The following is a 15,389-nucleotide window of genomic DNA, read 5'->3' as shown; positions in this document are numbered from 1 at the left end:
GGCCACACGGCGAAGCGCTTGAGGCGAAACGCGTCATGGCAAGATCAAGGTGCGTTGACAATCGCCGGTGTCGCTGGCCGCTGATCGCTTCGCGGCGGATCAACAGTGACACACGCTTCGGAAAGCGCGGACAGTGGATTTTTTAGGAGAAACGGTGTTGACTATTGTGATGCAGACGTTATATGCGGATGATTCTGCGAATAAAAAAGGGCGCCGTGAATGTCGAACATGACGCCACACGTTCCGGCACCGCAGAAGACCAGGGCGATGTCAGAACGTGAGAGGCCGTGCGATCTTGTGGTTTCGAAAGGGGTACTACCTGACGGTGAATTGCACTCGTCCGATGCAGCGTTCATTTTCGCGACGTGATCAGTCGTTGACCTGCCAAAGGTTGGAGCAGCTCCGGAATCTAGGGGTTCACCAAGAAAAACCGGATGGCCCGGACGCAGCCTCGTCAATCAAAATGCAGAGGATGTCGTCCGTTGCCTACGGATTTGATCGCGCCGACCCAATTCGAAATTTCATCAAACCATGCACCAACGGCACGTCGATGAGCTTGACGTTGTGGATAGTCATGACGGCTCGCGCTCGTCTTCCATTGAGAACCGTCAATCCGGTATTCCTTCTCTCCGCACGTTTTTGCGAAAAAGTGCGTCCGCGAAAAACCGATGCGCTTTTTTTTGGAAGTAGGACCGGACAGAAAGATCAACCCTATGCGAGGACGTCCTGAAACTTATGTACGGAAGCCCCCCAAGAGGCCTGACCGCAGAGGGAATCCAAACGGCTGAATGCATCAGTAGACCGTCCGCCCGGATCACCTCTTTTCAGGTCACCCCCGGCGGCGACAAGGTAAGGCAATGTATGTTCTGCTAACGTATCGATGAGACTTTCGCATGGATCTTTTTGATTTGTCCATTGAAACACAGAGAAGTCGGAGGAGTTTTTTGATATCTAACAAATAATCAATGACAGAGCGCATTCTTGCCTCGACGAGTGGGCGTCTCGTAGGCCGCATTCAAGTCATCGCTACTTCTATGCTCCGTGCTCCATGGTGGGCGACGATAGCCACCGCAGGACCCATGCCTTGATGTGCCAGTCATCAGTTTCCGCCACTATTGCATTTTTGACGATCGCAATCGTGGGTTCGCCTTCCGATGGCGCGAGCCCCTTCGAGAACAGCGAAAGTGCGAGAAAGTACCTCGAAGAGCGCAAAGCGGTGATCTCGGCGGGGCGGTTTCTCAGAGGAGCCGGAGATTACGGACTCTGCCAATTCCCGGCGAGCGCTTCAGTATAAGGTCCGTAATGAATTCCGCCAGCAGCGCACGAGGCATATTCGCGGGCACATCATCTACGAAATGAGATTGAACATGGGCGATAAAATCGTCCGGTGCATTCGTTAAGCTGTGTTCGTAACTGACGCGGTATTCCATGAATTCCTTGAGTGATTGGAAGATGCGCTCGCCGTACGCGTTCACGCTGCGGTCCCTGGAATCGAAGCGGAACGCGTGGGAAGCAAGTCGTTTGCCACCTTGATCGACGCGAGGTACGACGCGTTCCCCTCACGCATGAAGCCGTGCACGCGATTCGATGCTGCCAGGAGGTCTTTTTGTGCAGATGTCCGCGCCGGCCTTTAGCCTCCCGACGAGGTGATCTTCGCGGGCGTGCTGTTGCGTGGCCAAGGCGACACCTACGGTCGGATGGTTACGGCCAAGCCAGCGAAGGGTGGCGTATCGAGCCGCATCTGGCGCGGACCAATCGAGGATAACCGGGTCAATCGACATCGATGCGAGCAGTGACTGAAGCGCTTCGTTGTCGGACGCGCCAAAGCACCAATGCCTCGTCGACGGGAGAGCGCTGAGCGACCGATCCAACGCTTCGGTGTCGTGTTCGAGGATTGCGATTTTCTTGGGTTCAACCTCCATCGGGGCAAATGCAGGGCAGACAGAGCGAAAGCTCTCGATGTAGAGACGGTCGCAGTCAAAGCACCTGCTACCCACGGTTACAGATTTATGAATTAGAAATCTTGTGCAAGGACGCGAGGAATTATGGGCAGCGTTACTAGTGTCCCGAGTTAGAAATTCGTAGACAAAATCGCTTGACGCTGGAGAGGATGTCGTCTGCCGATTTGGTCCAGTTGAAAGGTCTCGGATCAGTGTTGTTGATCTGGATGTATTGGCGAATCGCCTGTTCAAGTTGCCGGGTGGAGCGATGAGTGCCACGGCGGATGTATGTCTCGCTGAGCGTGGCAAACCATCGTTCGACCTGGTTAATCCACGAAGCAGATGTGGGGGTGAAATGCGCATGGAAACGCGGATGGCGAGCCAGCCAGTTATTGATCGAGGGAGTCTTGTGCGTACCGTAGTTGTCCATCACAAGATGGACCTCCAGTTGGGGTGGCACATTGGCCTCGATGGTGCGCAGGAACTGCAGGAATTCACCGCTGCGATGACGCCGATGCAGTTCGCCAATGACTTCGCCCGTGGAGATGTCCAGCGCCGCGAACAGTGTGGTCGTGCCGTGGCGCATATAGTCGTGCATGCGTCGCTCAGGGATGCCCGGGGCCAGCGGCAGCATAGGCTGGGTGCGGTCCAGCGCCTGGATCTGGCTCTTTTCGTCCACGCACAACACCATGGCCTTGAGCGGCGGGTCCAGATACAGCCCGACGATATCGCGCACCTTGTCGACGAAAAATGGATCAGTGGAGAGCTTGAAGGTCTCCTGCCGATGCGGCTGCAATCCGAAGGCACGCCAGATCCGCGACACGGCTGTCTGCGACATCACCATCTCGCGGGCCATTGTGCGCGTGCTCCAGTGAGTCGCGCCCGTGGGTACGGATTCGAGCGTGCGTGCGACGACCGCCTCCACCTGCGCGTCCTCGATCGTCCTCGGTGCGCCCGGGCGCGGTGCATCGAGCAACCCGTCCACGCGGTGATTGATGAATCGCGAACGCCACTTCGAAACCGTATGCGAGGTGACACGTTGTCTTGTCGCGACAGTCTTGTTGTCAATGCCCTCGGCGCAAGCCAGCACAATACGCGCTCTCAGGGCAAGTGCCTGTGCCGTCTTGCGTCGCATCGTCAGCGCTACGAGCTGTTCGCGTTCCGACCCACTCAGGACCTGTGGCGCCTTCGGTCTTCCTCTCATCGTTGCCTCGCTTATTTGCGAACCCTGCAACCCAGGTTAGTACACACAACGCAAATAAGGCAATGAATTTCTAACTCGGGACACTAGATGATTGCTTTGCCCGAGGGGCGAAATGCTTTGCGCGGGAGAAAATTCTTCCGCCGCCCGTGTCGAAGCCGCTGGATTTATTGTGAATTAACAATTTGGTACGCTTTGCGGCTTGATGCTGGCGACCAAATCCCGCGAGCCTCAAGCTGCGCAATCAACCGCCGTTAACCTGCGAACGTTACCGGTCAGATTCTTTCGCCCACACGATGCGACCCCAAACTGTCGTAACGAATAGAAAACATGATCAGGATCCACCCCTCATGTGCAGCGTTTCTGACTGAGATGAGGCGTTGCCTCGAAGCGCTGGATTTCGCAAACATAGAGGCTCTTGCTCTCGCGCCGTACGAAACCCTGTCGCGCGACCCGGCCAACGTAACATTCCTGCTTTTTCGCATTGAGCCCATCCGCCTTTCGAGCGAGGCTACATGCGCTGCTCCGGGAACGCGCGACGGGCCCCGGAAAAATCGGGAAGGTCTTATTACCAGGTGTATTTCGCGTTGGCTAGCACGGTTCGTTCGTTGCCGAATGCGCAGACCGAGTACGATTGGCATCCGCTGACGTAGTGACGGTCGAACAGGTTTGCCGCGTTCAGTGTGAAACGCCAGTTGCGCATCTGATAGTGGAGTGCCGCGTCGTACAGCGTATAGCTTGCGACCGTCAGCGAGTTGTCCGGCGCACCCGCGGACGCGCTCTGGTAGCGGATCCCACCGCCGATCCCGAAGCCGGCGAGCGCTCCTGTATGCCATGTCCAGTCGGTCCACAGCGACGCCATCTGGCGAGGGCGAGGAATGTCGACTGGCCAGTTGTTCAGCGAGGCGTCGTTTGCCTTTACGTTCTTCACGTCCTGATAGATGTACGACGCGATAATGGAGAGTTCGCGCGTCACGTTTCCGACCGCGCTCAGATCGATACCGCGCGAACGCACCTCTCCGGTCTGCACGGAAGACGTTCCTGTCGGATCGAGGTTCGTCGGTGCCGGCGTGACGACGTTCGTCTGGTTGATCTGGTAGACGGCTGCGCTCAACATCAGGTTCTTGCGGGTTGCCTGCCAGCGCAAGCCTGCCTCGATCTGCCTGCCGCGCGTCGGCTCGGGCAATCCGCCGCCGAACATCTTCACACCGATGACCGGATTGAACGATGTCGAATAGCCGATGTATGGCGACAGTCCGTAGTCACCCTCGTACGTGAGGCCGACGCGGCCGGAGAACGCGCTGACATCCTGTTTCGTCTGCGTGCCGGCATCGGGATCGTCCAGACGCGTGTCGACCCAATCCTCGCGCCCGCCGAACGTCAAGGTCCAGCGGTTCCATTTGACCTGGTCCTGCGCGTACACGCCGAACGTGTTCATCGTCGTGTACTGGTCCTGGCGGCCGAGCGACGTCGGGCCCGAGAAGATCGCGGTCGTGACCGGTGTGTAGACCGGGTTGTAAAGGTTGAGCTCCGGCGCAAGCGCGAGCCACACGCTGTCGGTCGTCGTCTGACGGTTGTACTGAAAGCCGAGCAGCACACGGTGTTCGAACTGCCCCGTAGCGAAACGCGCCTGCGCGTTGTTGTCGATGTCGAAGCGGCTGTAGTCTGGCTGAAACAGCCCGGCGTAACGCGTGATGTCGGTCGTGCTGCCTTCGGCAAGACCGCCGCCAAAGACCGACGCGTCGCTGAGCGACAAGTGCATCCAGCGCAGGTTCTGGCTTAACGTCCAGATGGAATCGAGATTGTGCGAGAACTGATAGCCGAGAGACCACTGCTTCTTGCTGTAGTCATTGAATGTTGGGTCCCCGGTGTAGACGTCATGCGACAGCTGCCCATTCGGGTTTGGCACGACCGTGCCCTGCGCGGGCAGGAAGTTGTGCGAAATATCATTCCAGTCTTCCAGGTAGGTCGCCGTGAGCGTCAGCGAAGTGCCAGCATTCGGCCGCCAGCGAAACGACGGCGCAAGCGCGACGCGCTGGTCCGCATGCGGTCCGGTCACCGCGTTGCCGTCGCGTGCGTCGCCAACGAAGCGATACGCGTACTTACCGTCGGCGTCGAGCGCGTCGCCGATGTCGAACATTATCTGCTTGCGCGCGTAGTTGCCGACCTAAACATCCACCTCACGCACGCGTTCGCCGTCGGCCCGTTTGGTTTGCGCGTCGACGATCGCGCCCGGATCGCCTGCCCCATACAGAACCGACGTTGGCCCGCGCAGCACGGTGATGCTGTCGATCATGTACGGGTCGATGCGCCAACTCGCGATGGGTGTCGTATTCGGCGCTTGCAATCCGTCGATGAACAAGGTGGGAGTAAAGCCGCGCAGCACCGCATACAGGTCAGTACGGCTGTCGGATCCAAACGATGCGAAGCCTGGTACGTAGCGCAGCGCCTGGTTGAGGTCGGTCGCGCCGGTCATTTCGATCTGCTGCGCAGTGACGACGTTGATCGTTTGAGGAGCCTCGGTGATCGGTGTGTCGGTCTTCGTGCCGGTCGCTGTGCGTTTGCCGACGAGCCCGGCCGACGACTCGTTGGCGACGTCCTTCACCTTGATCTCCGGCAGCGTGACGCCGGGATCCTCCGCTGGCCGTGTCGCCTGCGCGTGCGCATGGCCGGCAGCCACTGCGCAAAACATTCCCTTCACCGTGCCCGTGATCGCACGCTGCCTCGCGGCCGTTGTCCACACCATTCTGTGCTGCTCCGTTTTGCTGGCAGCCTGCCCGGCCGGCCCGTTTGTCAAAGAGCGGCCGCAGTGCGGCCGCCGCTTCATTTTTCCCCGGTGAGCGTCGATGTTTCGTGCGGTGCGAGAGCAAGAGCCTCGATACCGGCGAAGTTCAGCGCTTCGAGGCAATACCGCACGTCGGTCAGGAACGCAGCGCATGTGGGGTGGCGTCTGATCATGTTTTCGATCCATCGCTCTATGTCAGTCAGGCGTCCGTCTTTCGCAAGAACGGCCAGTTCCCGGCGATTGCGCTCTGGAGGAACGGCAACCGCGAACCCGTGTTTGCGTTGTGAGCGACCAGGTGCGGAACCGCCGGAAGAATGCGCTACGACGTTCGACGGCAACGCACTCTCGTGTTCAGCACGGGGAACGATGAGTTCGAAGGTGAATGAGGTGCCGCGATGCGGTACGCTAGACACGCGCAAGTCCCCGCCCATGGTGTTGACAATGCGCTGCGCAATAATGAGGCCGAGGCCGGTGCTACCGTTCACCGCCTGTATCTGGCGAAAAGCCGTAAAGAGTTTCGATTGCGCTTCAATGTCGATACCGATGCCGGTGTCGGCGACCTCGAAACCCATGTGCCATTGATCGTCCTGCAGGCGCGCGCTCACCGTCATCGTAACGAAGCCGTCGCGGGTGAACTTCGATGCGTTCGACAGCAGGTTGAGCAATACCTGTTGCAACCGGCGCCCGTCGATCGTCAGCTGACGGGGCAACGACGTCAGTGCCCGATACTTGAACTGGTTGTTTAGTTGCGCGCAAAGTGCGACCGCGTATTCGGCAATGTCATCCAGCAGCGCCGGCAGGTTGGTTGCGACCGGGGCGATGTCCAGCGGCTGTAATTCGGTTTTCGCGTACCCGACCAGTTCGTCGATCAGGCCGAGTTGATAGTTCACGCTGCGCTCGATTGCCTGGATCGGTCTAACCTGCTTCGAATCCGCCAGTTCCCGCAACTGTCTGGCATAACCCGTGATCGTAGCAAGCGGCGCACGGAGGTCATGACTCACGTAACCCAAGGTTTCGATCAGTTGCTGGTTTTTCTCCTCGGCGTAAAGCAATGCTTCGTTCAACTCCAATGTGCGCTGCGCAACCTGTTCGCGTAGCCGGTCGTGTTCGGTTCTTTGCAAGTCTGCAAGTTCGGTCCTCGCCGCTATTCGCTGCTTTCCGACGTGGTTTATCCACGCTGCAAGCACAATGAGGTTGGTGGCCAAACCAATGATTGCAACGACGGGGTTCGGATGAATGTCGGACTTCAACCAGACGAGCGCCGTGGGCAAAGAGCCAAGCGTTTCGACCATGCGCAACGCAAAGCTGAACAGCGAGAAGATCATGACAAGCAGCATGATCCGCGCGGTGGGTGTCGACTGACGCGCGAGGTGTGCAGCGATAATCACCGTGAAGACGCCGAACAGCGCATTGACATACACGCCGACTTGCGAGAACACGAACAGATTGCCGAATGCGGCGCCTATCGCCGCGACACACTCCAGCAAAGCAAACCCGAACAGTATGTAGCGTGCTGGCAGGTTTGTTTTTTCGCTGTGAGAGATGCGCAGGATAAAGACGATGAACAGCAGCACGGCAGTACATCCGAGCACCGTCACACTTCTCGCACTCCACTCGATTGCGAACGGCCACAGATATAGCTTCGTATAGCCGCGATCCGCGGCTTCGAACAGCGCTGTCATGGCACACAGTGCTGTCAGGACGAGAAACGAGACACTGCGGGAAAAATAGGCGATGAGCAGCGCGCACCATGCCAGAGCGAGCGTTCCGCCAATCAGTCCGCCGTCCCAGAGCGCTGCGCGTTTCTCAAGCGCGTCGTATGCCGTTGCGGAATACAGCTTGGGTTGGAGCGTGAGCGCGGTATCGCTGGCTACCCGGATGAGAAAAAGGCGTTGTTCACCGGGAGCGAGCGTGAAATCGACCAACGGATACCGCGACGAAAGCGACCGGGACGTGGGGCGTGCGGGATCGATGCCGTCATGTGTCCAGTGGCCGCTGTACCCGGTGTAAAAGTCGACTTTCAGGAGGCGCGCGTCCTGGAACACGAGCACGAGTGGGAGGTCCGTTGAACTACCATTGCTCACCGCCACGCGGAGCCACCATGCCGAGTGGGTGAAACCTGGCTTGAGTCGATTCCCCTGCACGGGAAGGAAGCCTGGCGTGGCTCCTGCGGACAGTGTGAGTATGTCGTCCAACCTCATCTTGCCCGAGACGTCTTCGAATACCTGCACCTGGTTCAGGGTGGGAGCCCGTTGTGGCTGTGCACTGGCGGTGTTGAGACCGACGGCCATGGAATAGGTGGTCCACCAGCTCAGGCATATGAACAGTAAGCGGAACCACCGAGCTGTAGTCATGATGTCGTCACTCTGCCTCGAGGGTGGGTTCCGCGGTATCAACCAGGTCCCGGCCGCGAAATTCTTCCCGATAGGTTGACGGGGGCATACCGAATCGCTCGCGAAACGCCGTGGCGAAATTCGCGGCACTGGAAAAACCAATTTCTTCGGCGATCCTGGCGATACTCAATGACGTACTACTCAACAGCTTTTGTGCAATCCGCAGGCGCTCGTCCCGGAGATACTCGAATACTGTCTTGCCAACGTTGTCCCTGAACGCACGCGACAGGCGTTTCTCATTGGTTCCCACCAGGCGCGCGAGTTGTTCGACCGTTGGCGCATCGTGCAGCCTTTGCGACAGATGTCGAATGGCCGCGCGAACGATGACGCTGTTGCCTGTGAAGTCCGAAGCGGATACCTCATCTTCCGTATCCCGATTGCCGCGTGTCCGGGCAAGGTGAACGCGAATCCGTGCAAGTACCTCGTCCGCCTCGAATGGCTTGAGCACGTAGTCCACGCCACCGATTTCCAGACCGTTGATCCGATCGTGAAGGTCACCGGCCACGGTGAGAAATATGACGGGAATCGCAGAGGTGCGAGGGTCCGCGGCAAGAAGCCGGCAGGCGGCGAATCCATCCATCCGCGGCATCCGTACGTCCATCAGGATCAGGTCGGGTGAAATCGCCAGTGCTCGTTGATACGCCTGTGACCCGTCGAATCCGACGCTGATCCGGCATCCAGCGTTGCGCAGCACATCAATTAGCAATCGAAGCTGGTCCGGCTGGTCGTCTACCACAAGAAGATGGGCATCCGTGAGGGCAGTGTTTCGGGGCGGCATCGTGTAGGCGAAAGGAACTGACTGGTAACCGTCTGGTTAACGGCGGTTGACTGTGCAGCTTGAGGCTCGCGGGAATCGGTCGCCAGCATAAAGCCGCGAAGCGTACCAGATTGTTAATTCAATTTAAATCGAGCGGTTTCCGCACGGATGGCAAAAAGAATTTTCCCTCCGGCAAAGCATTTCGTCCCTCCGGCAAAACGATTGTGGCAGTAACGCTGCCAATAATCCCGCGTGGCCTTACACAAAGTTGCTAATGCCTACATTTTGTAAGACATCAGTGTAGTGAGTCCCTCGGCACAGCGCGACGGAGACCAGACATGAATCCTTTTATTGGCCATCAGACGAGTGAGAACGGAACGAAATGAACAAGAGCAGATATAAGCTGGTTTGGAATCGCCGATTTGGCGCACTGGTCGCGGCAGCGGAGACGCAGCGCGGCGTGCAGGGCGAAGCGGGGCAAGCGGAAATAGGGCTGGTCGGTCGACCGCTGAAGTCGAAAGTAGCACTGGCTGCACTCACGGTGCTCACGCTCTCGGCTGGATATGCACATGCAGATAACCTGGCAGTTGGCGGCGAGGTCGGGGGGACGACTGCAACGATTGGGGGTGCAACGGCACCATCCGCCAGTACAGGCGGGACGAATCCCGCTGTAGCGGGTGATGCGAGCAACACAAGTCAGAATACGGCGGTCGGGATCAATGTCACCGCTAATGGCGGAGCCGCAACTGCTCTGGGTGATACGGTAACTGCAAGCGGCCAGAATGCCACGGCAGTTGGCGCTAATTCGGTCGCAAGCGGAAATAACGCCGTAGCATATGGCGGTGGCGCGAGTGCAGTCGGATCGGGCGCAACCGCCTTGGGCGCACAAGCTTCGGTCACTGGAGCGAATTCAACCGCGATAGGTAATCACGCTTCTGCAACTGGTAACGGTGCATTTGCAGCAGGGGTGGGCGCAGTCGCAAACGGCGGTGCATCCTTCAACTCCGCAATTGCGATTGGAGCAAACGCGACTGCAACGTCCACTACGCCTGCCTCGCCCGTTGCAATCGGCCCGGGCGCCCGGGCATTAAACGGCGAAGCGGTCGCCATCGGAAATGGCGCTTTTGCGCAGGGTAACGGCTCCATTTCCATGGGCGTGAGCGCCAATGCGGCAGTAGCGGGCACGGTTGCATTGGGCGGTCTCGCGCAAGCGACGGGCGCAAATTCAATCGCAATCGGTAACGCAGCCGCAGCTTCGACCGCTGAATCGACAGCGCTGGGTTCCGGCGCTGTCACACGTGCGGCAACGAACGTGAGCAGCGTCACGCTGAACGGGGTCACGTTCGGTGGCTTCGCAGGCGCGACGCCGACCGGCGTCGTGAGTATCGGCGCGGTCGGTCAGGAACATCAGTTGCAAAATGTCGCCGCTGGTCAAATCAGCGCCACCAGCACGGACGCGGTGAACGGCTCGCAGCTTTTCTCGATTGCTTCGCAGGTTTCGGCACTTTCGAGCAATCTGACGTCAATCACCACAACCGTCGACAGGATTTCGACATCCGGCTCGAATGGCACGGTTGCAGACCCGACAGGTACGGCAGTGGGTAACAATTCGGTCGTATCCGTTCCCAATGGAACCGCGGTTGGCAACGGTTCGAACGTTTCGGGCCAGGATGGTACGGCAATCGGCACGAACTCGACCGTCACGGCTGCGCGTGCAACCGCCATCGGCACGAATTCCAAAGTCACAGGCACGGATTCGACCGCAATCGGAACCAACAGCCAGGCGACCGCGAATAATTCGGTTGCCCTGGGTGCAAATTCAGTTGCAGACCGGGACAACACGGTTTCGGTTGGTGCGCCGGGTGCTGAGCGTCAGATTACCAACGTCGCGGCCGGCACACAGGGCACCGATGCGGTCAATCTCAACCAGCTCAACAGCAAGTTCGACTCAGCGCAGCATGCGATCAATCAAGTCGCGCGTAATGCTTACGCCGGCATTGCTGCCGCGATGGCCATGCCGAACATGACGCCTTCGGGGCCGGGGCGCACGGTGATCGCCGCAGGCGCCGCTAACTACCGGAGCGGCGCTGCGGTGGCCGCTGGCGCAACCTACCGGTCGCAGAATGGCAAATGGCTCATGAACGGTGCGGTCTCCGTGACGTCGACAGGCGACGCTGGTGTGCGCGCACAGGTTGGCTACGAGTTCTGATCTTTGCCGCTTGAAAGAGCCTTTGCGAGCACTTTAGACTCTTGGTCTGTCGGTCGCGACGCAAAAGTAGATGGCCAAAGGCTCGATCACCACGGGTGCTTCTAGTCACGGTTTCCTGCGCGCAAGCGCGGGCGTACCGCTGGTAAGTAATTTGTCTGCGTCCCGCTGCTGCCGCACTCGCAGTAGCGGGCGAAGCTTCCCGGGTGGCACGGCAAGGAAGCGCCTCGATAGATCTGTTTCCACCTCTACGGAAAGGGCATCGGCGTCGCGGGTAGACGTGGAAGAAATCGAAGTGTGAGGCAAACAGCCGACCGAACGGATTCCTATTTCCTATTCACTAACTGTCTTGCATTTTTAATGCGCATTACCACACGAAACTGACTTAAAAAATAGAGAAATAATTACAGATATCCTGAAGTTGATGTCAGGAAATCCTGACCCATTTCCGGAGTCGAAAATAGGTAAATCGAATCTAATCGTTAGATTCCCCAATACCCAGATGTCGCCAAAGGCTTTTTGTAGACAAATTAAAAGACCTATGAGAAAGTTCCCGCGGGCACTCATCTTTCTTTTTATTACACGACTCAAATAAAGGGAGCCACCACATTCCATGCGAATAGCTCGGCGGCCTTCGTCTCACATAGTGCTCAATGCGTTGCGAGAAAGAAAAACGGTGCGTGTAGCCTGGCGCAAGACTATTTGTCATGCCACGAGCCGAGGGAACGTTGCAACAGGCTACTGAGGGGGCAGTAACGATGAATATCCCAGTCGGAACAGAGCCGGGCGCTGGCTCGGCGAAGAATGCGCATCAGTCTGGCCGGCAATTGGCGCTCCGCCACGCAACCGCCTTTCCTCCGCTACACCCCTTCGGGCCTTCATAAACCCGCCATTCGTCGATCGTCTCAGCGGCCGGCAAGCCGAAAACTGGCTGTCTGACCGACCCTCATCGTCTACTTAGTCATGCGAATTCCTACGTCAGCATGGGTATTCGCTCGCGCTCAGGATTCGTCATTCACCGAGGGCGGAAGCAACTTGCCTCAGTTCCAACGCTGAAGCAACGCGCGCCGTAGTGAGACGTTTTAAACACCATAAATAGGCATCCTGAATAAACAGGATGCATGCACACGCTCGTGCTTAGGAACTTCTCATTTCAATTACCTGGTGAGGCAACGACATGAACAAGGCATATCGGACCATCTGGAACAAGGCGCTGGGCGCCTTCGTAGCCGCGTCGGAGTTGGACACATCGCGCGGCAAGGGAAAGTCAGGGGCGGCTGCTTCCATATGCGATGGGCGCAGCGGTGAACATGGTGAATGTGGTGCTGCGGCGTTGCACGGTTCCAGCCCCCGTGTCGTCACCGTACTGTTGTTGATGGGTTTGGGGGGATGGGGCGCGCAGGCGCAGGCGCAGCTGAGCTGCGCGTCGGCGCCTTATAACTTCTATAGTGGCAGCACCACGTGCGTGGGCCAACAGTCTACCGCCTCTGGCGGCGGAGCCACCGCGGTAGGTTATGGGGCCAGCAGTACGGGCATTAATGCCTTGTCCTTCGGCTTTCAGGCCATTGCCAATGGTATCAACGCCATTTACGTGGGCGCGCGCACTGCTCCGGGTACCGGCGCGACCGCGCAGTCGGCGATTGGCATCGGTACCGATGTCGCCGCTAGCGGGTCGGCGGCCATCGGGATTGGCGTTGACGCTGTCTCGAGCGGCAACCAGTCGACGGCCGTCGGCCCCTTGGCGAAGGCAACTGGAGATAACGGCGTTGCACTGGGTGCGAGCGCCAACGCCGCCGCGTCGGGCGCCGTCGCATTGGGCAGCGGAGCCACAGGATCCCAGACCAACGGTATAGCCGTTGGCGCGGGCGCCAGTGCCACCGGTGCCAACTCCGTTTATCTCGGAGCGCGCACCGCTGCGGGCACCGGTTCGACGGGAACTGCGTCCATTGCCATTGGCACCGACGTCACCTCTAACGCCGACTATGCCACCGCGATTGGCTTCCAGGCGTTGGTGAGCGGGCCGGGCGCCGTCGGGATGGGTTATATCGCGACAGCCTCCGGGACGCACGCTGTCGCTGTCGGCTTTCAGTCGATCGCCAGCGGCCTCAACGCCATTTATCTCGGGCCGCGTTCTGTCGCAGGCACGGGCGCAACGGCGGCGGGTGCGATTGGCATTGGCACGGACGTGGCTTCGTCCGGTCCCTCGTCGCTGGCAGCCGGCACAGTGGCCAACGCCTCGGCACAGAATGCGGTGGCATTAGGGGCGGGCGCCGCCGCCTCAGGGCTCAACTCGCTTGGCATGATGAACGGCTCCAAAGCGAGTGGCGCTAATGCAATAGCGGTGGGCGGAGCGGATTCCGTCGCGGAAGGCGGTGCGTCCACTCCGACGACGGTGGCAGGCGCCGCGGCGTCAGGCATTCGTGCGATTGCGATCGGCTCCGGCGCGAGTTCGGCTGGCTCATCGTCCATTGCGATAGGCGATTCGGCTCAGACAGGGGCCAACACTGATGCCCTCGCGATGGGTACCTCCGCGACGGCTAACGCGGCCAATGCCTCTGCCATCGGCAATGCCGCAAGTGCGCTCGCCGCCTCTACGGTTGCCATCGGCGACGGCAGTACCGTCGCTGCCGCCGCCGGCGCGGGTTCGTTCGCCGGCGGCCATAACTCCCAGGTACTCGGTGGCACGGGCGCAGTGGCGCTCGGTCAGGCGCAGACTGCCAGCGGCAACGGCGCGGTCGCGATTGGCGATCCCAATACCGCGACCGGCAATGGTGCGGTCGCCGTGGGTGCGGACAATACCGCCACGGGCAACGGCGCGGTCGCGCAGGGCAACGGCAACACCGCCAATGGTCAAGGCGCGGTCGCGCTGGGCAACGCGAGCAATGCGAACGGCGCGAGCGCGCTGGCGCTCGGCGATTCGGCGGTGGCCAACCAGGCTCGCGCGATTGCGCTGGGTGCCGGCGCGTCAGCCAGCAACGCAAACGACGTCGCGTTGGGTGCGGGCAGTACAACCGCAGCGCCGCATACGGGCACCACTGCGCTTTATGGTGGCACGGCGGCGGGCATCGCGAGCGCGGCCAATGGCGTGGTGTCGGTTGGCTCCGCTGGGAAGGAGCGGCAATTGCAGAACGTGGCCGCGGGTGTGATCTCGGCTGCCAGCACCGACGCAATCAACGGCTCGCAGCTGAATACGGTTGTCACCGGCGTCAATAATCTCGGCGCGTCGACAGCGGGCACCTTGGGCGGCGGCGCCAGCTATAGCGCGGCGACCGGCGATCTGACCGGCTTTAGCCAGCCGGTCAACACCGTCAGCACGACCGGGGCCGTCAGCGGACCCACGCCGCAAACGACGGTTGCCGGTGCGTTGAGCGCGCTGAATACGAATATCGACAACACGGCCAACATCGCGGTCAAGTACGACGCGGCGGGCGGTACGAAGATCACGCTCGGTGCGACCGGCGGCGCGGGAGCCGGGTCTCCGGTGACCATCACCAACATGGCGCCGGCCGCTTTGAACGCGACGAGCACGGATGCAGTGAACGGCTCCCAGCTTTTCGCCACCAACCAGCAGGTCACAGCCAATACGACAGCGATTTCCAACATCAACAATGGCGGCGGGATCAAATATTTCCACACCAATTCGGTGCTGGCGGACAGCGTTCCCACTGGCACTGACGCAATCGCAGTGGGACCAGCGGCCAATGCGTTCGGCAACGATTCGATCGCCCAGGGTCTGAATGCGGTAGCCGGCGTGAACGGCGCACCGACGACGGCCAACGACATTGCCCTAGGCAACGGGGCTCAAGCCACGGGCGGCAATTCGATCGCCCAGGGTGCCGGGGCAACCGCGAACACGGCCGGCGCCATAGCGATTGGTCAGACGGCAACCGCTACGGGCGGCAAGGCCGTGTCGATCGGCGTAGGCAATACGGCCAGCGGTAACGGCGCGGTTGCCATCGGCGATCCGAACTCGGCGATCGGCACCGGTGCGATAACCATGGGCGCGAACAATACGTCCAACGGCCAGGGCGCGGTGGCGCTAGGCAATGCCAATACAGCGACCGGGCAGGGCGCCGTCGCGCTCGGCAATGCATCGCAAGCGAACAA

General features: G+C 59.8%; 6 protein-coding genes and 1 pseudogene. 2 read left to right on the top strand and 5 right to left on the bottom strand.

What is annotated here, in order from left to right:
* Positions 1–1,238 precede the first annotated feature (1,238 nt).
* The 5 genes and pseudogenes from PQR67_RS37740 to PQR67_RS37720 form a co-directional block, all read right to left on the bottom strand.
* A complete protein-coding gene (locus PQR67_RS37740) occupies positions 1,239–1,430 on the bottom strand; it encodes a hypothetical protein (RefSeq protein ID WP_408467879.1) in 192 nt (63 codons plus the stop codon).
* 628 nt (positions 1,431–2,058) lie between these two features.
* Positions 2,059–3,144 carry an IS630 family transposase gene (locus PQR67_RS37735; protein WP_408467878.1) on the bottom strand — a complete coding sequence of 362 codons (1,086 nt, stop codon included), beginning with the start codon at positions 3,142–3,144 and terminating at the stop codon, positions 2,059–2,061.
* 565 nt (positions 3,145–3,709) lie between these two features.
* A pseudogene (locus tag PQR67_RS37730) lies at positions 3,710–5,887 on the bottom strand (TonB-dependent siderophore receptor).
* A gap of 77 nt (positions 5,888–5,964) precedes the next feature.
* Positions 5,965–8,217 carry a sensor histidine kinase gene (locus PQR67_RS37725; protein WP_408467877.1) on the bottom strand — a complete coding sequence of 751 codons (2,253 nt, stop codon included), beginning with the start codon at positions 8,215–8,217 and terminating at the stop codon, positions 5,965–5,967.
* 70 nt (positions 8,218–8,287) lie between these two features.
* Positions 8,288–9,097 carry a response regulator gene (locus tag PQR67_RS37720; protein ID WP_408467875.1) on the bottom strand — a complete coding sequence of 270 codons (810 nt, stop codon included), beginning with the start codon at positions 9,095–9,097 and terminating at the stop codon, positions 8,288–8,290.
* Positions 9,098–9,458: 361 nt separating this feature from the next.
* Here PQR67_RS37720 and PQR67_RS38270 point away from each other — a divergent pair, with 361 nt between their 5' ends.
* Positions 9,459–11,285 carry a YadA family autotransporter adhesin gene (locus tag PQR67_RS38270; RefSeq protein WP_459251987.1) on the top strand — a complete coding sequence of 609 codons (1,827 nt, stop codon included), beginning with the start codon at positions 9,459–9,461 and terminating at the stop codon, positions 11,283–11,285.
* A 1,174-nt stretch (positions 11,286–12,459) separates the two neighbouring features.
* Positions 12,460–15,389: ESPR-type extended signal peptide-containing protein (locus PQR67_RS37705; protein ID WP_408467874.1), on the top strand; the 2,930-nt coding region annotated here is incomplete at its 3' end.

The sequence above is a fragment of the Paraburkholderia fungorum genome, assembly GCF_046026025.1.
Classification (GTDB): domain Bacteria; phylum Pseudomonadota; class Gammaproteobacteria; order Burkholderiales; family Burkholderiaceae; genus Paraburkholderia; species Paraburkholderia fungorum_E.
The sequence above is the reverse complement of the archived record's forward strand: the minus strand, read 5'-3'. Positions and strand labels throughout refer to the sequence as shown.